Annotated in this window: 17 protein-coding genes, 1 pseudogene and 2 riboswitches; of the genes and pseudogenes, 7 read left to right on the top strand and 11 right to left on the bottom strand. The window is 38.0% G+C overall.

The window, feature by feature from the left end:
• Positions 1-68: 68 nt before the first annotated feature.
• The 4 genes from AC2TFD_RS12845 to AC2TFD_RS12830 all read right to left on the bottom strand — a co-directional run bounded on the left by AC2TFD_RS12845 (position 69) and on the right by AC2TFD_RS12830 (position 5,201).
• Positions 69-854 (bottom strand): SDR family NAD(P)-dependent oxidoreductase, encoded by a 786-nt coding sequence (locus AC2TFD_RS12845; protein ID WP_484675846.1) that lies wholly within the window; start codon positions 852-854, stop codon positions 69-71.
• A 4-nt stretch (positions 855-858) separates the two neighbouring features.
• Entirely contained in the window at positions 859-2,097 is a 1,239-nt protein-coding gene (locus AC2TFD_RS12840; RefSeq protein ID WP_484675845.1) for an acyl-CoA dehydrogenase family protein, read from the bottom strand.
• A gap of 261 nt (positions 2,098-2,358) precedes the next feature.
• Positions 2,359-3,675, bottom strand: coding sequence for an MFS transporter (locus tag AC2TFD_RS12835; RefSeq protein WP_484675844.1), 1,317 nt, complete (start codon positions 3,673-3,675; stop codon positions 2,359-2,361).
• 17 nt (positions 3,676-3,692) lie between these two features.
• Positions 3,693-5,201, bottom strand: coding sequence for a sulfatase-like hydrolase/transferase (locus AC2TFD_RS12830; protein ID WP_484675843.1), 1,509 nt, complete (start codon positions 5,199-5,201; stop codon positions 3,693-3,695).
• Between the two features lie 865 nt (positions 5,202-6,066).
• Here AC2TFD_RS12830 and AC2TFD_RS12825 point away from each other — a divergent pair.
• On the top strand, positions 6,067-7,032 hold the full coding sequence (locus AC2TFD_RS12825; protein WP_484675842.1) for a formylglycine-generating enzyme family protein: 966 nt from the start codon (positions 6,067-6,069) through the stop codon (positions 7,030-7,032).
• Between the two features lie 430 nt (positions 7,033-7,462).
• Here AC2TFD_RS12825 and AC2TFD_RS12820 read toward each other — a convergent pair whose 3' ends face one another.
• Complete coding sequence (locus tag AC2TFD_RS12820) at positions 7,463-8,902, bottom strand: DHA2 family efflux MFS transporter permease subunit (RefSeq protein WP_484675841.1); 1,440 nt, start codon at positions 8,900-8,902, stop codon at positions 7,463-7,465.
• A gap of 323 nt (positions 8,903-9,225) precedes the next feature.
• Positions 9,226-9,304: riboswitch (ZMP/ZTP riboswitch) on the top strand.
• A 61-nt stretch (positions 9,305-9,365) separates the two neighbouring features.
• Here AC2TFD_RS12820 and AC2TFD_RS12815 point away from each other — a divergent pair.
• Positions 9,366-10,565 (top strand): phosphoglycerate dehydrogenase, encoded by a 1,200-nt coding sequence (locus AC2TFD_RS12815; RefSeq protein WP_484675840.1) that lies wholly within the window; start codon positions 9,366-9,368, stop codon positions 10,563-10,565.
• 70 nt (positions 10,566-10,635) lie between these two features.
• On the opposite strand, the gene AC2TFD_RS12810 is transcribed toward AC2TFD_RS12815, so the two are convergent.
• The 4 genes from AC2TFD_RS12810 to AC2TFD_RS12795 form a co-directional block, all read right to left on the bottom strand.
• Complete coding sequence (locus AC2TFD_RS12810) at positions 10,636-11,379, bottom strand: amino acid ABC transporter ATP-binding protein (protein WP_484675839.1); 744 nt, start codon at positions 11,377-11,379, stop codon at positions 10,636-10,638.
• A 12-nt stretch (positions 11,380-11,391) separates the two neighbouring features.
• Positions 11,392-12,123 carry an amino acid ABC transporter permease gene (locus AC2TFD_RS12805; RefSeq protein WP_484675838.1) on the bottom strand — a complete coding sequence of 244 codons (732 nt, stop codon included), beginning with the start codon at positions 12,121-12,123 and terminating at the stop codon, positions 11,392-11,394.
• Positions 12,124-12,185: 62 nt separating this feature from the next.
• Positions 12,186-13,022 (bottom strand): transporter substrate-binding domain-containing protein, encoded by an 837-nt coding sequence (locus AC2TFD_RS12800; RefSeq protein WP_484675837.1) that lies wholly within the window; start codon positions 13,020-13,022, stop codon positions 12,186-12,188.
• Positions 13,023-13,123: 101 nt separating this feature from the next.
• Positions 13,124-13,305: riboswitch (Lysine riboswitch) on the bottom strand.
• Positions 13,306-13,503: 198 nt separating this feature from the next.
• Positions 13,504-14,172, bottom strand: a complete 669-nt coding sequence (locus AC2TFD_RS12795; RefSeq protein ID WP_335569410.1) for a nitroreductase family protein — start codon at positions 14,170-14,172, stop codon at positions 13,504-13,506.
• 305 nt (positions 14,173-14,477) lie between these two features.
• Between AC2TFD_RS12795 and AC2TFD_RS12790 the strand changes: the two genes are divergently transcribed.
• Positions 14,478-15,095 carry an NUDIX hydrolase gene (locus tag AC2TFD_RS12790; protein WP_335569411.1) on the top strand — a complete coding sequence of 206 codons (618 nt, stop codon included), beginning with the start codon at positions 14,478-14,480 and terminating at the stop codon, positions 15,093-15,095.
• Between the two features lie 251 nt (positions 15,096-15,346).
• On the opposite strand, the gene AC2TFD_RS12785 is transcribed toward AC2TFD_RS12790, so the two are convergent.
• Positions 15,347-16,159 (bottom strand): protein phosphatase 2C domain-containing protein, encoded by an 813-nt coding sequence (locus AC2TFD_RS12785; RefSeq protein WP_484675836.1) that lies wholly within the window; start codon positions 16,157-16,159, stop codon positions 15,347-15,349.
• Between the two features lie 285 nt (positions 16,160-16,444).
• Here AC2TFD_RS12785 and AC2TFD_RS12780 point away from each other — a divergent pair, with 285 nt between their 5' ends.
• From AC2TFD_RS12780 to AC2TFD_RS12770, 3 genes are read left to right on the top strand one after another with little or no spacing between them, the layout of a single operon-like run.
• Complete coding sequence (locus AC2TFD_RS12780) at positions 16,445-16,810, top strand: DUF2089 family protein (RefSeq protein ID WP_484675835.1); 366 nt, start codon at positions 16,445-16,447, stop codon at positions 16,808-16,810.
• Between the two features lie 13 nt (positions 16,811-16,823).
• Positions 16,824-17,213, top strand: coding sequence for a hypothetical protein (locus AC2TFD_RS12775; RefSeq protein ID WP_484675834.1), 390 nt, complete (start codon positions 16,824-16,826; stop codon positions 17,211-17,213).
• A gap of 11 nt (positions 17,214-17,224) precedes the next feature.
• On the top strand, positions 17,225-17,506 hold the full coding sequence (locus AC2TFD_RS12770) for a hypothetical protein (RefSeq protein ID WP_484675833.1): 282 nt from the start codon (positions 17,225-17,227) through the stop codon (positions 17,504-17,506).
• Between the two features lie 46 nt (positions 17,507-17,552).
• On the opposite strand, the pseudogene AC2TFD_RS12765 reads toward AC2TFD_RS12770, so the two are convergent.
• Positions 17,553-17,657: pseudogene (locus tag AC2TFD_RS12765) on the bottom strand (ABC transporter permease); the annotation flags it as partial.
• Positions 17,658-17,995: 338 nt separating this feature from the next.
• On the opposite strand from AC2TFD_RS12765, the gene AC2TFD_RS12760 reads away from it, so the two are divergent.
• The gene (locus tag AC2TFD_RS12760) at positions 17,996-21,028 is read left to right on the top strand and encodes an efflux RND transporter permease subunit (protein WP_484675832.1); all 3,033 of its coding nucleotides are present in this window, start codon (positions 17,996-17,998) and stop codon (positions 21,026-21,028) included.
• Positions 21,029-21,161 lie beyond the last annotated feature (133 nt).

Here is a 21,161-nt window from a genome sequence, read left to right as displayed (position 1 = left end):
AAAAATGGTGAGGATACCTGATCCCCACCATTTTTTCATTATTATCAAAAGATTCCTATTCTCCTTACTTACCTGGCCATATATCCACCATCCACAATCACGGATGTCCCCGTAACAAAGGATGATTCATCAGATGCAAGAAATAAAATGGCATTGGCAATTTCCTCAGGATGCGCTCTTCGACCAATTGGATGAGCGGCTGCAGCATTTGCACGAAATGTATCCAAGTCTGCTACTTTTGTAATCTCTTCTTCAGATACTTGGTTCGTTTTTGTTGCTCCAGGGCATACCGCATTAACCCGAATACCATCGCTGGCATAACGCGTTGCCAATGATTTTGCCAATTGTACAGCCCCTGCCTTGGTAATGTTATACAAAAAAGTACTCTTTCCCAGCATCTCTTGACCAACAAAAGACGAAATTGATCCTAAATTAATAATAGAGCCGCTTTGCTGTTTAACCATATGTGGTATGATAGCTTTACAGCATAAAAACATACTCTTAAGATTAATTCCAATGCATTTATCAAAGTCTTCTACAGTGACGTCAGTGATATCTTTAATGAAATGAATTCCCGCATTATTTACTAAAATATCAATACGTCCATATTCAGCCAATGCAGTTGTAACTAACCGCAGTACAATTCCTTCATTGGAGACATCACCAATCACCATTTGATGCCGCTCTGGATGGTCCGATTCTGCTAGCACCTTTTCTAAATTTTCATGATGAATGTCATTGAGAATAAGATAGGCGCCATTTTTCGCAAAAATCTTTGCTGTCGCCGCTCCAATTCCGCTTCCTGCCCCTGTAATTATAGCTACTTTATCTTCTAAGCGAGCACCACTTAACATCCTATCATCCCTTTACCAAGATTTCTTCCTCGCTTGGCTTAAGCGGAGGCATCGCTTCTTCTGGATTTAAACCCATTGTGTAAAGACCAATAAGGTCAGCTGCTGCATCGATATTTGGAGGCATAATTGGTGCAGTTGTCACATCTCGAATCATACGCTCAAATGGATGCCCCTTCATTAATCCGTGTAATCCACAAGCTACAGTAGCCGACTGCACCACAAATTGAGTAGCCTTTGCTACACAATATTTTGCACGCAAGAACTGATGGAACGTTTCATTACTTGGACCATACGTATCACTGTACCAAGCAGCATACATCAAAGCATATTTGGCACTGTGAAGTTCGCTCGCCATACTTCCAATTCTATTTCTATTGATTGGATGGTAACCTAATGGTTGATCAAAACCACTTGATTTCCTGGTTTTTAGCATATCGATGGCAAAGTTTAGAATGGCGTACCCTACCCCTAAATACGCACCTGTATAGCCACCAAACGACCAATTTGCCCCACGAACAAGAAAATCTTGTATATGATTATTCGTTCTAATAAATACAAGCTCTTCAGGCACAAACAAACCATTATATATTACTGTATTGCTTCTAGTAGCACGCATTCCAGCTGGATCCCATTCGTCCTTAATCGTTACTCCATTTGCGTTTCCTTTATCAATCGGGACAAGAATCCCTAGACTTGCTCGTTGATTTGGATCCTCTTCAGGATGAGCGTATACAAAACAGTAATCACTTGATTCAACCATAGAGCAAAAAGCTTTTTTGCCGTGTAATGTGTAACCTCCAGGTACTTTGCGCGCTTGAAGAGATGTGTTTGTAACCGTTCCAAGTAGACTTGATGAATTTGGGGCTGAGACAGAAGCACAAATTAGCTTTCTTTCTTTAACAGCTAAGTCCGCAATAAGTTGTTTCTTTTCTTCAGGAATCTCAGGTAGCTGTAGGGTAAGGCCTATTATGTTATTGTGCATATTAAATGAATTTGCTGTAGAGGCACATCCCTTTCCTAACTCAATCATCGCTGCAACATAACCCGTAAACCCGATACCTAAGCCACCATATTCTTCTGGAACGGCCATTCCATACAATCCTGCTTCTCGTAATTTCTCATAATTTTCATTTGGTGCACTTCGATCCCTATCATGCTGGTCGGCACGCGTCGCAAAATCCTTTGCGAGATCACCACAAATTTCCACTGCCTTTTGCTGCTTTTCATTTAATCGAAAATCCATTGTCATATCTCCCAACAAAATAGTTTTTTAATATCTCTAAGATTAAAATAGTATAATTTTAAAATTTATTCAATAGTTTGAATTGTATGAAAACTTTACATTTGTAATTCCTACTTAATGTTGATCATTTGATATTGTTAAAAAGATTGTTTTAATAAGTTAAGATTTTAATAGAAAAAATGAGGGATAGGAAAGAAAGACGCAGTAAAATATTTATCTATTCCAAAGTGTCAATCATAAAATATTTTAACCCTCATTTTTCTAATGAATGATAACAGGTGCAGCTGGACTACCTTCCTCCACAGCAATTTTCGCAGGAGGCCGGGAGAAAAGACCAACAATAATAATGCCTGAAGTAATTATGAATGCCGCTAAATAAAATGCATTGTTGAAACTGTTTGTAGCCTCAACAATAAATCCCGTAACGATGGGCGCAATGATTCCTGGAATTGTTTGTGCAACTTGAGACAAGCCTCCTATTGAACCTGCTTTTTCCGGAACCGTTTCTGCAATTACCGTAGCTAGCGGGGATACCGCCGAGGCCAATGAAGCTGCACCAATTGTTAGAAAAACGATAGCGCCTGTTACTGTTTCTGCTCGCACGACGAGAACAAGGCATATAGCAAGAACCATAAACGATCCAGCTGTCCAAAAAGCCCTTGCTAATCGTCTATTACCTGTACGTGCATAAATCATATCACTTAATTTGCCGCTAATTGGCTGACCAATGGCAGCCCCTATCCATGGCAATGCCAAAGCAAATCCCATAGACTTTAAATCTAGTCCCCTTTCCATACTCAAGTATCCTGGCAACCATGTTAGTAAAAAAAACAAAGCGTATCCGACACAAAAGTAAGCCCATAAATTTGCAAAGATTGTTCCTCGAACCTCTTTGGGAATGGATAACAATTCCTTAATCGACCTTTTCTTCTTAGAGGTTAGGATTTTAGATAGTTCTCCTTGCTCATTAATTATCCATTCCCTTTCCTCTTGGCTAACATATTTATTCGTTTCAGGACGATCGGTAAAGAACTTTTTCCATAGAATTACCCAAAGAATCCCTAATACTCCCATGACATAAAAAGGGGAACGCCAACCGAAGGTAAGAATCATCCAAACCACGACCGGAGATGCAAGGGCTGGACCAAGATAAACAGTCGTTGATGCCAGTCCAAAGGCAAAGGAATATTCTTTTGGACTAAACCAATTTGTCATAATTCTTATTACATTCGAAAGAGCTGGCCCCTCGCCCGCTCCAAAAAGGACGCGTGCAATCACTAATGAAACTAGGTTAAATGCACCTGCAGTACCAGCGGTAAAAAGTGACCACCATATCGCACCGACTGTGAATACTTTTTTGGAGCCATATTTATCTGCTGCAATACCAGAAATGATCGCAAATGGAACTAATCCCCAAAAAAATGCACTTAAGACAATTCCCCACTGTGATGGTGACAAACCAAATTCTTTCATCATGGGTTCTGTCGCTAAAGAAATGATTACTCGGTCAACAAATAGAATAAAGTAAACCATCGCAATTAATAACACAACGAACCATCGAAATTTATTTCTAAACATATGCTTCCCCCTTATATTTAGCGAAGTCCGTAAGGATGATTATAAGCCCACTCTGTATTGATTATTTTCACTCTTTCTTTTGGCGATATCTTATACCCAGGAGTTGATACGATTAATTGACCTTCCTTTATGGCAGGATCATATTTTCTAGAAGATAATGCTTGAACTAATTTGTCTCTCCATGTATCTCTGATATAGGCTTCTTCTTGGGCAAGATTTCTCATTTCGTTTTGATCATCAATAAGATTAAATAACAGTTCAAATCCATCTTTTTCAAACCAAATATATTTCCAGCTTCCATCGGTTACCATCAATGAGCGTTCGCCAATATTTCCAAATTCCCCAAGAATGTAATCCCTTACATATAAATCTGGATTTTCCACGAGAGAAAGTAAGCTTTTTCCATCTCTATCTTCACGTGCTGAACCTGTAGCAATTTCTAAGCAGGTCGGCAAAATATCTTGTAGTCCTATTACCGAACGATTTACTTGCCCTGGGATCCATTCTTTTTCAAACAGGTGTTCGTATTCACTGTTTAATGGAGGTGTAATAATAAACGGAATATTACATGAACCTTTTAGAAAATTGGCTTTTTGCCAAAGCTGGTGGTCACCTAAACAATCACCATGATCGGATGTAAAGATAATCCACGTATTCTCTAATATTCCTTCTTCACGTAGAGTACCAAGAATTCGATTAATTTGACGATCTACTTGGGTAACCATTGCATAATAAGCCTGTCTTGCCAAAGCAATTTGTTTAGGGGTTTTCCCTTCACCAAATGCTACATTGGCTGCATGGAATGCAGGATGTTCTTTTACCCAATCACCATAGACCGGCTCTGGTATTTCTTCTCGTTCATACATATATAAATCTCTCATTAATGGTGTAAGCGGAGGATGAGGTGCAGTGAAAGAAGCCCACATAAATAAAGGTCTAGTCCAATCTCTTCTTTTAATTTCTTTACAAGTTTGCGTCCCAATCCATTCTGTTGGATGTGTATGATCGGGTAGATGCCAAGGAGTAGTTGCATACTCATTAACGGACATCCCATGAGCAAAAGCCATCCCAGGATATCCTTGCTCAGTCAGCCATTGTTCATAATCGTCATATCCCCTATGTTCCCCTACATACTCCCCTAAGCGGCGTCCTTCCTCACACAATTGCATGGTCTCAAAACCATAATGACATCTTTCTGGAAAGGTATGCATCTTACCCACAACTTTGGTTTGGTACCCCGCATCTCTAAGCAATTGAGGTAATGTTTCTTTGGTAGGAAGTTGATAACCTGATTTAAAAACCGTTAAACCTAAATGATGACCTTCTAATCCAGTCATAATCGTTGCCCGAGCGGGAATACAGATTGGTGTAGTTGAGTAAGCCTGTTCAAACCTAACACCATTCCGTGCTAACTGATCAATATGCGGTGTTTGAATCGTAGGATGGCCTGCACACCCAAGATGATCAGCACGTAAGTGATCACATGTAATAAAAATTATATTAGGTTGTTGTGCATTTTCCCCCAAATTAAACTCTCCCTTCCTTCCGTTTTATCTTTTTTTCTTACGCCTTTAGGTTTCGAATCCTACATTCTGCTGCTTAAATAACCATAAGAACAACCAGACATTAACGGTTGCATTTCTTTAAACTATTATTAGAATTTATAATTCCACCTCCCAAATTTGTATAGTGCATGGATCAAGTACATTACAAGCTCATTGTAGTTTTAAATTCAAATTTTGTAAATATTCCGAATTGTAAATACATTTTACAATCACATTTAATATTTTTCTGCTTATGGTAAACAATTCTTTAAGTTGGATTTTTTTTAAGTGCCTCATCCCTTAGTATCTCTCTATTTATTCGATAATCTTCGATCTTAGTAAAGCCAGTAAAAAACAAAACTCAATAGAAAAAGAGAAGTTTTGGATAAATGTATAAAATTTTTACAATTAAAACTATTCACACAAATATAATTAGAAATATGATACTTGACATACCATAGCGAATGATTTTTCTATGTATCTTACATTTGCTGGTAAGACCCTTTATTGAATAAACTCAATAAAGTCTTAAACACCAATTCGTTTAATCTTTGAAGTTTTTGGACTAGTTAATTACTATGACCCCTGGAATGGACTCAGCAAGAGCCAAACATGCTTTTATATTCCCGTTCGATTTGTTGACATAATTGTAATCCAATGACACCATTCCCTATCATTTTCATAGGTATCTCCCATTTTCTTAAAAAAATAGAAACGGTATTCTATATGAAAGTAGCAATATATGATAAGCTCTATTAAAACCAAATGTGTATTCCTTAACTGAATCGAAACTACGATCCTAAATCAAGATTTAGAGTATTTATTTAGAGAAATAAGGAGTGAAAATATGACTAATGAATTGAAAATGTCATGCTGTTCCGTAAAAAGAAATGCCTCCAGCTATCAAACCGAAATACAAACACAGCCTATTCAACAAAGTAAACCCAACAAAACCTTATTTAAGGATAAAATGGTGTATATCCCTGGCGGGGAATTTTTTATGGGAACAGATTCAAAAGAAGGCTTCCCAGCGGATGGAGAAGGACCAGTAAGAAAGGTAAAAATTAAACCGTTTTTAATGGATACTTACGCTGTAACAAATGCTGAATTTAACGAATTTGTAATAGACACTGGATATACCACCGAGGCAGAACAGTTTGGCTGGTCGTTTGTATTTTATAGTTTTCTTTCACAAAATCCTGCAGTTAAGGCTCAACGAGTAGTGAATACGCCTTGGTGGTATGGTGTTAATGGTGCCTATTGGTTTCAACCTGAAGGGCCCCATTCAACGATTGAACATCGAATGAATCACCCTGTTGTCCATATATCCTGGAATGATGCAAACGCCTTTTGCAAGTGGGCTGGAAAACGATTGCCCACCGAGGCTGAATGGGAATTTGCGGCTCGTGGCGGTCTTGAGAAGAAAATGTATCCATGGGGAGATGAACTTACCCCAAATGGTAAACATTACTGCAATATTTGGCAGGGAAAATTTCCACATGAAAATACGATAGATGATGGTTATGAAGGTACTGCTCCTGCTAAATCTTTTCCTCCTAACGGTTATGGTCTTTATAATGTTTCTGGAAACGTTTGGGAATGGTGCTCAGATTGGTTTAGTCGAAGCATCCATAAAAGAGGAGGACGAACAAATCCTCAAGGACCTGTAACCGGAGAAACGAAAGTTATGCGCGGAGGGTCGTATTTGTGCCATGAGTCTTATTGTAACCGTTACCGTGTTGCTGCGCGTACCTCAAATACTCCCGATAGTTCGTCGGGGCACCTTGGTTTTCGTTGTGTTGCAGATGTATAGTAAATATCATTAGACTGTTAAGAATTTCCACTAATTTGGATGAAGTTGATTATGTTTTTAACCAAGTTGGATCTTCTACTGATTTCCAGCTGATTCAAATGTTATATGTAGTTTACAAGAAGAAAAGCAGGTTGCACGAACAGCAATCTGCATTTTTGCTGCTATTCACTTACTAAGTCTAGTTTGTGATGGAGAGTAACATTTATGGCTTTTTACTCTCGTTTTTCTCAATACGGCCTGAATCGTTCCTCCTATATGGTAGATAATTGCAAGTAACGGAAAGTATTAGGGCTTCTCCTACTCAACTCGTATGATTAAAAGCGGTTTGCCAAACTGAAAGATAAATAAAAAAAAACGCTCCTTACCAAATGTAAGGAACGTTTCATTCTTTTAATAAAGTTTTTTATCATTGAATAGGAAAAATCAGGCACTAGTCTTGGAGTTTCACTCGTACATTTCTATGTCTTTTTCCATCTGTTTCACCCTCTGCCTGGCGGTGCTTAATGAAAAAGGTAAGAATCAGTCCTAATAAGGAAAGAATGGAAACGACCATAAAAGCGATGTTCGCTCCATGTATATCCGGATAGGAAATTTCCGGGCGCAGTTTTGCTGTTTCCGCTGTTGTTGTCATAACGGTAACAAGGATTGCGGTTCCTACCGAAGCAGCAATCATTTTCATGGTATTATCCATGGCTGCCCCGTGGGAAATTAATCGTTTCGGCAATTGATTCAAGGCAGCGGTTGAGATTGGCATCATGACCATGGAAAGACCAAACATTCGAATCCCATAGAGGACCGTAATATATGTCATCGTGGTCGACGGAGTTAATGCCGTAAATGCAAATGAAGCTGCAGTCATGATCGCTAATCCAATCATCACGAGCCATCTAGCCCCGAATTTATCAAATATCCTTCCAACAATTGGTGACATAATTCCGCTGATCACTGCACCTGGTAATAAGGCAAGCCCTGCTTCAAAGGCAGAAAACTCCCTCATATTCTGCATATAGAGCGGGATGATGGTTTCTGCTCCAATCAAACCCATAAAGCTGATCATCCCAATTGCTATGGCAAAAGGGAAAATTGAAAACGTAAAGACACGAAACTCCAGCATCGGATGTTTTAGTCTTAATTGGCGGAAAATAAATACAAACAATGATAAACCGCCAATTGTGAGTGATAGCAGGGTCACAGTATGAGACCAGCCGTAATTTCCAGCACTCGTAAATCCATAAAGCAGCCCGCCAAAACCGAATGACGATAATAGAATCGAAATAACATCTACTTTTGGCTTGGAAATCTCTGTGACATTTTTCAAGAAAAGGAATGCGACAAAAATATCGATAAGTGCAATAGGCAAAATAATAAAAAATAACACTCTCCATGAAAATTGCGATGTCACCCATCCAGACAGCGCTGGTCCGATGGCTGGTGCAAAGGATATCACGAGGCCAACAAGGCCCATTGCTTGACCGCGCCTATTGACCGGGAAGATCAGTAAGAATACGGTGGTCATTAATGGCAGCATGACCCCAGCTCCTACAGATTGAATAACTCTTCCTAAAAGAAGAATTTCAAAATTAGGAGCAATCCCACTTACAACAGTTCCTGCCGTAAAAACACTCATGGCAGAGATAAATAACTGTCTTGTGGTAAATTTTTCTAATAAAAAGGCACTGATTGGAATCATGATCCCATTCACCAACATAAAGACTGTGGTCAGCCATTGTGCACTATTTGCGGTAACTCCCATTTCACTCATAATTGGAGGGATTGCTGTTATCATCAGCGTTTGATTCAAAATTGCGATAAAAGCCCCTGCTAGCAATAGGCCCACGATCATCGATTGCTTATTCCCTGAACCCTTCATTCATCCAACTCCCTATTTAAAAAATATACTGTAACAGATTACCTTGTTTTCCCTCTAAATACAATGAAATGTTCTAGAGAAACTTAGTGCCAAATTTCTGCCCAGTAATTTGTTTGTTTATCAAATAAATAATAGGGTAAATAATAAAAATGTAACTCATGAACGCTTCATGAAGACCGAAAAGTAGATTCAAATTAGATATGGGACTAATGAACGTTTCATGAACCCTAAACTGGAAAAAATTCATAAACAAAGAAATAAATTTATTTAAGTTATTTAGGTAGAAATCTACAGAGAATTATGATAATATGAAATAAATTTAAAAGACCATGTGTAACTGGCGAAACGCGGATCACCGCGAGGGAGCACATGGTGTCGCAGCCGTTCGCCTGGGCAGAGGTAAGGGATTACGATCCCTTACCTCTTTCTGCTTATTAAAGGGAAAAATTAGGAGGAGATATTAATGAGCACTACCACTTTAGAAAAAACACAAACGATCAAAACACTTAATAATATTGCAGAAAGTGGTCTTAATGTATTCAATAAGGGTAATTTTCAGATAGACAACGGAAGTGAAAATCCGGATGCCATCCTTGTCCGCAGCTTTAATATGCACTCAATTGAAATCGGCAGTGATTTAAAAGCCATTGCAAGAGCGGGTGCGGGTGTAAATAATATTCCAGTTGAAAAATGTACTGAGCAAGGTATCGTTGTATTTAATACTCCTGGTGCGAATGCTAATGCCGTAAAAGAAATGGTTCTAACCTCCTTAATCTCTTCATCTCGTAATCTTTTTGACGGTGTTGCTTGGGCAAAGGGTTTGGAAAATGAAGGTGACCAAATTCCAAAGCTAGTGGAAGCTGGAAAAAAACAGTTTGTTGGAAAAGAAATTAAAGGGAAAACCTTAGGTGTCATTGGTTTAGGAGCCATCGGTGCGTTGGTAGCGAATGACGCACTTGATTTAGATATGGATGTAATCGGGTTTGACCCGTTTATCTCTGTTGATACTGCTTGGAATTTATCCCGCAAAGTACAGAGAGCAATGACCATTGAACAATTATTCTCTGAATCTGATTATATTACGGTGCACGTACCATTAACTGCTGACACAAAAGGTATGTTTAATGTAGCAACCTTTAGCATGATGAAACCGGGAGTTCATATTTTAAACTTCTCTCGTGGTGAGCTTGTGAATGAAAATGATATGGCAGCTGCTCTTGAAGGCGGGAAAGTTGGAAAATATATTACTGATTTCCCGAACGAAGCTATATTGAAAATGAAAAATACAGTTCCAATTCCACACCTAGGAGCTTCCACACAAGAATCAGAGGAAAATTGTGCAATTATGGCTGCCCGTCAGGTCAAAGAATTTTTGGAAACAGGAAACATCAAAAACTCAGTGAATTTCCCAAATACTTATCTTCCTTATACAGGAAAGCGCCGAGTCATTGCATTTCATAACAATGTTCCGAACATGGTTGGACAGATAACATCTGCTGTATCTAGTTTCACTTTAAACATTGCGGATATGGTTAACAGAAGCCGAGGAGAATATGCTTATACAATGATTGACATTGATAATAAAGTAAATGGTGATGTTATTCCGGCTTTAGAGGAAAAAATCAAACAAATTTCCGGAATGGTAATCGCTCGGATTATTTAATCATATTTCTAATAAAAATGGAGCCAGGTTTCAATACTGGCTCCATTTTTTATGGTTTTTTTGTATATAATCACTGTAATAAATTTAACGTCCGTTTTAGGAATTCCCTCGTACGCTCTTGTGTTGGATTATTGAAAATTTGTTCTGGGCTTCCCTCTTCTGCGATAACTCCCTTGTCCATAAATACAACCCGGTCCGAAACTTCTCTTGCAAATTCCATTTCGTGGGTAACAATTAACATCGTAAGTCCAGATCCTGCAAGTTCCTTCATTACTTTTAGAACTTCTCCGACCATTTCTGGATCAAGAGCTGAAGTTGGTTCATCGAATAACATCACATCTGGTTCCATCGAAAGTGCTCTGGCAATCGCCACGCGCTGTTTCTGACCCCCGGAAAGCTGCTTTGGCTTCGCATTAATATACTTGTCCATCCCAACCACCTTCAAGTACTTCATCGCTACTTTTTCGGCCTCTTCTTTAGAGCGTTTTAATACCTTCACTTGCCCTACAACACAGTTGTTTAGCACATTGTGATTGTTAAATAAGTTAAATTGCTGGAACACCATACCCAAATGCTTCCGATAGTCCGTTGCATTATGGTTGTCATCCAAGATATTTTCACCATGATAGATAATTTGTCCGCCGCTTGGTTTTTCTAAAAGATTAATACAACGAAGAAGCGTCGACTTACCAGATCCTGAGGAACCGATGATGGTGACAACTTCCCCTTTTTTCACCGAAAAATTAATGTCTTTTAATACTTCATGTGTTCCAAAGGATTTGTTAAGGTGCTGAATATCAATAATCTTTTCCATATTCTCCCCTCCTTATTTTTGTAATGGTTCGTTTCCAATCATCGTATAGTTGTCAGATCCATCTAATCGCTTTTCAATGTATAGCAATATTCTTGTAACAATAAAGGTCATGACAAAATAAATCATACATGCTACGAAAAACGATTCAAAATATCTAAAGTTATTACCAGAAATTGATTTTGTCACGAAGTATAGTTCTGTAACGGAAATAACATTCAGAACGGATGTATCTTTAATATTAATAACAAATTGATTTCCTGTTGCAGGTAGTATATTTCGAATCACCTGTGGCAATACCACATTCCACATCGTTTGCAGATGATTCATTCCAATTGCATGCGCTGCTTCGAACTGTCCCTTATCAATTGAAACAATCCCACCACGGACAATTTCCGCCATATAGGCTCCTGTATTAATCGAAACAACAATGATAGCTGCTGCAAAAACATTCATATCGATACCAAATGCTAGCGCAGAACCATAATAAATTACCATTGCTTGTACAATCATCGGTGTTCCACGGAAGAATTCAATATAGATGGATAGAATTGCGTTTATCACGTTTAATAAGGCTTTTTTTGCACCGCGTTCAGGCATTGGGATGGTGCGGATTACCCCTGCTGCTAATCCAATTGCTGCTCCAATAATCGTTCCAATTAGAGAAATCAATAGTGTTAACCCAGCGCCACGAAGGAACATAGGCCAGTTTTCTGCAATTATTTTTATGACCCACTCAAGACTCATCTTTTATCCTCCTCTACCTTATAAAACCGACTGTATCCTTAATACAGCCGGTTTTGACATTTCTATTCTGCAGCTGGTTGATTCTTAATAGCTGTATCCATAATAGTTGTACGTTCTTCTTCTGAAATGCCCTTTAAAACTTCATTAATTTTTTCTGTTAATTCACTGCCTTTTTCAAGACCGACAGCAATGGCCGTATCATCTGGGGAAGTTTTAAATCCTTCTTCAAATTCAACCATTACGTAGTTTTCATTTGCAGCGGATGCACTAATTCCTTCTGGACGCTCTGATACATATCCATCAATCATCCCTGATTCAAGAGCTACCCTCATTGCTGGGAAGTTGTCCATCGCCGTTTTCTTGTCTACCCCTTTAATTTGATCAATCACTGAATAGTGGAATGTATTTAATTGAGCTGTAACTTTTGCTCCCTTGAAATCTTGGATAGAAGTTGCACCTTCGTACTTGCTGCCTTTTTTCACGACCATTACTAAATTTGAAGTATAGTAATTATCCGAGAAGTCAATGGTCTCTTTTCGTTCTGCTGTTGGTGACATACCAGCGATAATGGCGTCAATTTTACCAGAAGTTAAAGCTGGTACTAGGCCATCCCACTCTGTTTTAACAATTACTAATTCTTTTCCTAAACCTTCAGCGACTTTTTTGGCGATTTCTACGTCATATCCGCCTGCATATTCTGCAGAGCCATTGATTTTAACACCACCGTTGGAATCATCGTTTTGGGTCCAGTTAAAAGGAGCATACCCCGCTTCAAGCCCAACCTTAAATGTATTGTCTTCTGATCCCTTAGAATCAGAACCATTACTTGTCCCGCATCCTGTTACTAGTAGAATAGTAGAAACCAACAAAACTAAAAGTACCTTTACCTTGTTTCTCATCCTGTTCTCTCCCCCTGTTTTTTAAATTCTAAAACAAAAAACGACCTGAGATAAACTCAGGTCGTACTATCCATAGTTGCCCTTAAGTCCCCTCTTTTATCCCATGAGATAGCACAACCCAATAAACCGGAGAGTTTATTGAGACAGTCCTGCAGCTCTTAACTACAGACCCAGCATGTAATACCGAGAATATTACACACTTCGGCGACATTTCCTTCTCCATAGCATCATTGCTTCTCAAACTCCGCTAAAGACTGTTAAATACCGCGCCTCTACCTCACTGCAAAAAAGTGAGGTCTTATTTAATTGTATTCTTATTCTACAATACTATTCAGATAACCGTCAACTTGTTTCTATTGCCTTTATGAAAGTAACCCAAAAATGTCGGCTTTGTAAAAATGATTTAAAGAGCCTTAACATCAACAAAGCAGACTTTTTAATATAGATATATTATTCTATCATTTAATAACTTTGTATTATATTATTCTTTAACTGATGGCATTTCGTTAAAGAACGTTACATCCTCGATAGGAAGACGCGTAGTAGGATGTCCTGGTTTCGTTGCTTTTCCGATAGCAATGAGCATAACCGGCACAAACTGCTCGGAAATTCCGAACGCTTCAATGAACTTCACTTTATCGTACCCACCCATAGGTACAGTGTCGTATCCTTTGGATCGGGCGACAAGCATGAGTTGCATCGAGACAAGTCCTCCATCAGTATATACGATTTGGCGAGCCACTTCAGGAGGCAAGTTTGAGTACATGCTGACTGTTCGTTCAATGAATGATTTAGCCGTATCAGCCGGCATAAAACCTGCTTCAACAGCCTGTCCATAAATTTTTTCGGCTTTCTTGTAGCTTTCCACATCACCTAGTACCGCAATAACAGCAGAAGCTTCGACTACTTGTTGTTGGTTAAACGCGATAGGCAAAAGCTTTGTCTTCAACTCTGGTTTATCGATAACTAGAAAACGCCATGGTTGCAGGTTCGAAGACGAAGGAGCCAAAGTTGCCAGCTCCAGTATTTCAGACATTTCTTCACGTGAGATCTGCACGGTTGGATCGTATGCACGAACGGATCGACGTTCCCGAATAACATCTAAGAACATTTGCTGTTCGAGCTTATCTAAAGTTTGAGAGTTTGACATAATAATTCCTCCTAGTAATGACATGATAGTTTCGTTCAACTCTACTATGAGCACTTAAGAAAATTATTTTAATAGTAATGGTTTTTAACCCTATCATGAACAATGTGGTAAAAAATACAGCTACCATTAATGTTTGTATTTATACTAGGTAACCTTACTCAGATTGAATCCAATTGTCAAAAGTAATGCATTTGTAACTTTAACCATTAAAATAAGATGATTAGTAATATAGTCGTGGCAAATTTTTGATAAATTCATATAAATATTAATAGAAGATATTTTTAGAAAAACTGGTGGTGTTGATATTGGAACCTAAATGGCTGGATTGGGCGAAACAGCTTCAATCCATTGCGCAGGCGGGATTAACATATTCAAAAGATGTTTATGACTTGGAGAGATTTGAATTAATAAGAAATATTAGCGTTGATATTTTAGTTCATTACACAGATATGGACAAGCATGTAATCAAAGATTTATTTGCAGGTGAAACAGGTTATGCAACTCCTAAGGTTGATATTAGGGCTGTTGTCTTTAAAGATGATAAAATTCTTATGGTCCGTGAAAATACCGATGGGAAATGGGCATTACCTGGCGGCTGGGCTGACATAGGACATACCCCAAGTGAAGTCGCTGTTAAGGAAGTAAAAGAGGAATCTGGATTTACGGTGAAACCGATTAGAGTAATAGCTGTAACCGATAAAAAGTGCCACCCACACCCTCCGTCTGCTTTTCATGTTTACAAAATCTTTATCAAATGTGAAATAATTGGCGGACAGCCGGCTACAGGGATCGAAACAAGTGAAGTGAAGTTCTTTGCAGAAACCGAACTGCCACCTCTATCTATAGCTCGGAATACAAAATCACAAATTGAGATGGCCTTTAAATACTTAAAAAATCCCCTTGAAGCCGTATATTTTGATTAAGTTTATGATGAAAAGGTTCCTGCTACCTTTTATGCTCCTCCTTGTCCGAAGTTGACACAGCTTCAGACACATCCTTGCTTTTTTGGCTCCTTCGTGTCCGATGTTTACTTTACTTCGGACACGAACCTGATTTTTTTGATCCTCCGTGTCCGAAGTTTACTCGACTTCGGATATTACCTGTTTTCTTTTATTAGCATTATATTCTTCCATATTTAAGTTTTAACCTGGACATTCATATAGACCTCTCCTCCTCACAAAAGCTGTATCATGATCCCAGTTTTATCATCTGAACGAAGATTATTGCTTTTCTCATATTGTTCTAATTCCATCGAATATACTGGTAAACCGATTGCTTGTATCTTTTTAAATGTTTCTTCCATTGAAAATTTCGGATAAAAAAGACCATCTGTTATTAATAATAATGTTTTGATTTCACTGATATTTACTTGACCATGCTGGATAAAATTTAAAACCTCTTTTTTTCCATTAGCTACAGTGTAACCATTTTCCTTATTAGCTAATGAACGATTAAAGATTAGCTGTTGAGTACGATCCTGATAATACTCCTCATCTGGAATTGTAATCCCTTGCTTTCTTTGTTCCTCACGCCATGCCTTTGCTCTATAACTTATATCTTTTACTGTATCCCTTGTTAAGGCTTTTATGGTTCCGTTTTGATACTCAGCTATGATCATACAATCACCAAGCTGAGCATAAGAAATCTTTCCGTCGTTTTCTATCTTTATAATTGCAGCGCATGTTGACCAAAGATTTTCATATTTTTCCTGATTCACCTTGTATTTTTCCATTTGCTCTCTCAACATTTTATTAGCTGCCACGATTCCTTCCACTAATGAAAGGTTCCTTCTGTAGAGACTTAAGAAATAATTTTTAAATAAATTTGAGGCTAAATATGCACCGCTCAGTCCGTTTTCATCTTTGAATGGAATTATTGGAGTTGCCCCATCAAAAACCCCATAAAGATTTAACTTTTCATTTAGAACGATTGAATCCTCACTTACAACTTTATTAGGGGCAGCACTTAAAAAAGACTCAACTTTCATTGGTTGACCACCTTCCTTCTTTAAATTACAGGAAATCGATTAAGCAAATTACGATAGTATATGATTTAGAAGAAGCAGTATTTCTTGATTAAATTGAATCGATTCACTTGTTGCTGATAACAGTTCCGTCGAAACAAAATTAAGCACAGCGAAAACGTAAACTTAATAATATTAATTTATTAATTAATAATTTTAATATTTATTAAAGATAAAATTAACTTTCCTTATTTACCATTCTGTTTAATTGATATATAATCAAATCAATTAAAAGGAAGGAATTTCATTATGGCTTATAAAGTAATTACAAATTGTCCTGTCTGCAGCAAAACATTGAAGATAATGAAACTGCAGTGCTCTCATTGTCACACTACGATTGAAAATGAGTTTGAATTATCCAAATTGGCGTCATTATCAAAGGATCAGCTACATTTTGTGGAAGTATTCTTAACTTGCAGGGGGAATATCAAAGAAGTTGAAAAGGAACTGGGAATTTCATATCCAACGGTCCGAAGCAAGCTTACTGACATCATTTCATCCCTTGGATATGTGCCGAAGAAGAAAAATGAGGTAGACGAGAAAAAGGTTGTCACCATGTTGGAAAATGGCGAAATCACTCCAGAGGAAGCCATTAAGCTTTTAAAAGATGAATAAGGAGGAATTGACCATGAAAGAGGAAATTGCAAGAGTATTAACTTTGGTGCAAGAAGGGAAAATTGAAGCCGATAAAGGATCAGAACTGATTCAAGTATTAAAAGAGAAAGAAGAAGCAGGAAGCATACTAATGGAAAAGCCGACTAAATATGTAGATAAAACATTAAAAATTCGTGTTGTATCAGATGAAAATGATAACGTTACGGTCAATTTGCCAATAAAACTTATTAAGGTAGTATTAATGGCTGGACATAGCATCGCAGCAAGTATTCCTCAATCAGAAAAATATGTAAAGAATCTTGACATTAATCTAATTATTGAAGCAATCGAAAACGAATTGGATGGCCAAATTGTTGATGTTAAATCCGCAAACGGAGATACCGTTTCTGTCATCATTGAATAGTGGATTGGCTTATGCTGCATATAAAAGTGAAAGCAAAAGAAGTTCGGTTTACCATCCCAATTCCTTATGCCATTTTAACCATTTGTATTTCAATTTTGTGTTCAAAATTTTTACATCAACATGCAAACAAATGGACAAAAGAACATTTTGAAAGAAAAAAACTTGACTTTACTATTCCAATGATAGATAAAGAAATGCTAAAGCCAATCATCAAGGAACTGAAAAACCATAAAGGAATCGTGCTGGTTGATGTCAAAGCTAAGGATGGGACTGAGATTACGGTTAGACTATGAATTTTATAGAATACACCAGTCACTGACCAGCTTTTTCGACGCGGGAGATACCGTAACAACCCATTTTTTGAACGTTCATCATATAGAAAAAGATCCCAAATAATATTCCTCTAATGACAAATAAAAACCACACAATCATATTTAGATTTAAAGTAAAAAACAATAAGTGCCAGGCACCAACCTAAAATGGTTAATGCCTGGCACTTTTTTGCTTTTATTAATTTCTATACATTCAGTAAGACTTAAGTCGTAGAAAAAATTCAGTCTCCTCAAATCAATATAAATATGGGATATTTAGGTAGCAGAATCCACAGATTACGTTGATACCCAATAAGTCCTGTGAATTTTTTTCAAAAGGCGGTGTTGATTCCATGCAAGTGAAGAAATTGTAAATTTTCTATTGTTTAATAGTAAATAATGGATAATATTTACAGAATTGTGTTAAAATTCTATTGGACTTTCTAACTATATCAAAGGAGCGATATACCTATGTCAATTTTCACGAAGTGGGCTTTTCGTAACAAAGCCGCGGTCTCATTAATGACAATTTTGATACTAATCATTGGAGTCGTTAGTTATTTTCGGTTACCCATGGAGTTTTTGCCTTCGGCAGATAACCCGCAAGTAACCATTATCACAATGGGTCAAGGAACTGACTCAAAAACAATGGAAAATGAAGTTACATCATCAATCGAGCGGGCTGTTACTGGAATTAAAGGAAAAAATTCCATCTATAGCTCAACAGGAGACGGCTTTTCAAAAGTAGATTTATTTTTTGAAGCCGGTTCGGACATGAAACAGGCAAAATTAGATGTTCAAGAGGCATTATCAAATGTGGCACTCCCAGCTTACATATCCAAGCCAATCATTTCGCAGCTAAATACCTCCATGATTCCTATCTCCAACATTGCTGTAACCTTTAAAGATGGCCTTACGACCGAAAACCTTGAATTGGTTAAAGAGAAAATAGAACCATTATATAAAGATATTGATGGTGTGTCCCAAGTGCAAACCTATGGAATGGTTGATTCTATGATCTCGGTAAAAATTGATAATCAAAAGTTAGCCGAAAACCAAATATCCCTTCAAACAGTAATGGGAATTCTTCAAGGTCAAAACATTGCCATTGCAGTCGGCGAAAAGAATATTGATGGAAAAACAAGCAATATTAAGGTGATTGGCGACTTATCAAGTCTCGAAAAACTAAAAAGACTGCCAGTCGCACCAAATGTAAGCCTTAGTGATATCTCATCCATTGAAGAAACAAAACACTCCAATTTTCTTAACCGTTTCGATGGGAACGAAGCATTAAGTATCAGTATAACGAAAGACAGCAATTCAAATGCTGTTACCATTAGTAAAGAAATTGAAAAAGTAACAAAGGAAATAAACAAAAAATACGAAACACAAGAATCTACGATCTATGTTGCCTCCGCTGATATGGTTGAAACATCGGTACAAACGATGATGAAAGAAGTCCTGCTTGGTGCTTTATTTGCTACGATTGTCATAATGATTTTTTTACGCAATATTCGAACAACATTTATTACCATTGTTTCCATCCCGCTCTCCCTTTGTTTTACCTTGTTCTTACTGTCGCGTTCAGGGGTAACGTTAAACATTTTAACACTCGGCGGGGTTGCAGTTGCAGTTGGTCGTCTTGTTGACGATAGTATCGTTGTCATTGAAAATATTTACCGCAAAATGCAAACGGAGAAATTTTCAGTTCAAATGGTGATTGATGCTACAAAACAAGTGGGTGTTGCGATTACTGCCTCTACGTTAACAACGGTCGCGGTTTTCCTGCCAATGAGTTTATTAAACGGCGGACTTCAAGAATTCCTTTTACCATTTGCCTTAACCGTTACCTATTCATTGCTTGCTTCCCTTCTTGTGGCATTGACAGTGGTTCCATTGATGAGTGCAGGGTTGCTGAAAAATACCAAACTGCCAGAACATAAACCGGCGGTACGCTTCCCAAAAGCAGTGAAATGGTCTTTAAATCACAAATGGATTGTTTTTACAATTAGCTTCCTCCTATTTGCCGGTTCGATAGGTGCTTACTTTGCTGTACCAAAGGGTGCGGTTGACAATTCTTCCGCAGACTTTATTTCAGCCACCTTGAAATACCCAAATGAAACACCCTTTGAAACGGTCAAAGAAAAAGCAATTGAGCTTGAAAATTCGATCACTGATATGGATGAGGTTGAGTATGTTTTTAACCAAGTCGGTTCTTCGGCTGACTTCGCTCAATTTGGCCAAATCGGGTCTCCTACCGAAGCGGTCATTAGTATACTTTTAAAAGATAAAGAAGATACAGATAAGGTTTTAAAAGAAATCGAGAAGAAAAAGGACGAATATAAGGATGCTGTATTAGAGGTGGCTACTGCTTCGTTCATGATGGGTGGATCGGCAACGAACATTACCATCGATGTGATTGGTGAGGATATTAATCAACTCGAAAAAACAGCAACCACGATTAAAGAATCGATATCTGATATTGATGGTGTTGAGGAAGTAACAACGAATCAAGATGAAAAGAAAACCGTCTACTCGTTAGTCGTCGATCCTGCAAAAGGGAATACACAGCAAATTGCCCAGCAGCTTGGTGTCATGCTTAATCAAACACCGCTTGGTACCATCACTGTAAATGAAAAACAAACAATGGTTGTTCTTGAACCTTTACTTAACACCAAAACACAAGATGATTTGAAAAACATTCCGATAATGACAGAAAGCGGAATGATTCCAGTATCCGAGATAGCAACATTACAAAAAGCTGAGAGCTCAACCAGCCAATTTCATAAGGACGGTGAAACGTACCTTCGCATCACAGCTTCCGTCGATCCTGCAAAGCTCTCTGAAATCTCGACGAAGATTAACCTGGAATTATTTGGAGATCAAAAAGACAATAAAGGAATGGATATCCCTGAAGATGTAGAAGTTCTTGTTGGCGGGGCAAGTGCCCAGCAGATGGAGGATTTTACCGATCTATTCTTAATCATGCTGGTTTCGATCGGAATTGTGTTTTTGATTATGGTGATTACGTTTAAGTCGATAAAAGCGCCAATTGCGATTTTATCCTCGCTTCCACTTGCGGCCATCGGTGCGATTTTAGGAATCTTAATCAGCCGGATTTCCGTTGATATTACGGCATTGCTTGGAGCGCTTATGCTTATTGGTATAGTCGTGACAAATGCGATTGTACTGATTGACCGTGTTAGACAAAACGAAGAAAAAATGACGATTCGCGAGGCGATTGTGGAAGCGACGGCTACGAGAATGCGGCCGATTATGATGACCGCTATCGCAACGATCTGTGCAATGATTCCACTCTTGCTTAAAGAATCTCAAACTGGAAGCTTGGTTTCTCAAAGCTTGGCGGTTGTCGTTATTGGAGGTTTAGCGCTCGCTACCCTCTTAACGTTGATCGTCATCCCATGTGTGTATGAATTATTGTATTTTAAAAAATCAAAGAAACAGAGAATGGCGGAAACAACTGAATATCCGGTTGAAATGTAAAATGCAAACCCATTTTGATAAGTGGGTAAACTGAGTTTATAGAACGATATCTGCTGGTATCATTTGCATCAAATGCGATTTAGAGGTAGTAAGACTTACTTTTAGTTATTAAAAACTGACAGGTGTGTGATTC

The organism is Neobacillus sp. plas4 (assembly GCF_057221695.1).
Note: the sequence above shows the minus strand (reverse complement) of the source record. Positions and strands in the feature narration are given on the sequence as shown.

Bases quoted from the DNA above. Each gene is read 5' to 3' on its own strand.
- AC2TFD_RS12785 (WP_484675836.1), bottom strand. From the start codon at position 16,159: ATGAAAGTTGAGTCTTTTTTAAGTGCTGCCCCTAATAAAGTTGTAAGT.
- AC2TFD_RS12760 (WP_484675832.1), top strand. From the start codon at position 17,996: ATGTCAATTTTCACGAAGTGGGCTTTTCGTAACAAAGCCGCGGTCTCA.
- AC2TFD_RS12805 (WP_484675838.1), bottom strand. From the start codon at position 12,123: ATGAGTCTTGAGTGGGTCATAAAAATAATTGCAGAAAACTGGCCTATG.
- AC2TFD_RS12845 (WP_484675846.1), bottom strand. From the start codon at position 854: ATGTTAAGTGGTGCTCGCTTAGAAGATAAAGTAGCTATAATTACAGGG.
- AC2TFD_RS12820 (WP_484675841.1), bottom strand. From the start codon at position 8,902: ATGAAGGGTTCAGGGAATAAGCAATCGATGATCGTGGGCCTATTGCTA.
- AC2TFD_RS12835 (WP_484675844.1), bottom strand. From the start codon at position 3,675: ATGTTTAGAAATAAATTTCGATGGTTCGTTGTGTTATTAATTGCGATG.
- AC2TFD_RS12800 (WP_484675837.1), bottom strand. From the start codon at position 13,022: ATGAGAAACAAGGTAAAGGTACTTTTAGTTTTGTTGGTTTCTACTATT.
- AC2TFD_RS12795 (WP_335569410.1), bottom strand. From the start codon at position 14,172: ATGTCAAACTCTCAAACTTTAGATAAGCTCGAACAGCAAATGTTCTTA.
- AC2TFD_RS12840 (WP_484675845.1), bottom strand. From the start codon at position 2,097: ATGGATTTTCGATTAAATGAAAAGCAGCAAAAGGCAGTGGAAATTTGT.
- AC2TFD_RS12770 (WP_484675833.1), top strand. From the start codon at position 17,225: ATGCTGCATATAAAAGTGAAAGCAAAAGAAGTTCGGTTTACCATCCCA.
- AC2TFD_RS12810 (WP_484675839.1), bottom strand. From the start codon at position 11,379: ATGGAAAAGATTATTGATATTCAGCACCTTAACAAATCCTTTGGAACA.
- AC2TFD_RS12815 (WP_484675840.1), top strand. From the start codon at position 9,366: ATGAGCACTACCACTTTAGAAAAAACACAAACGATCAAAACACTTAAT.
- AC2TFD_RS12825 (WP_484675842.1), top strand. From the start codon at position 6,067: ATGACTAATGAATTGAAAATGTCATGCTGTTCCGTAAAAAGAAATGCC.
- AC2TFD_RS12780 (WP_484675835.1), top strand. From the start codon at position 16,445: ATGGCTTATAAAGTAATTACAAATTGTCCTGTCTGCAGCAAAACATTG.
- AC2TFD_RS12775 (WP_484675834.1), top strand. From the start codon at position 16,824: ATGAAAGAGGAAATTGCAAGAGTATTAACTTTGGTGCAAGAAGGGAAA.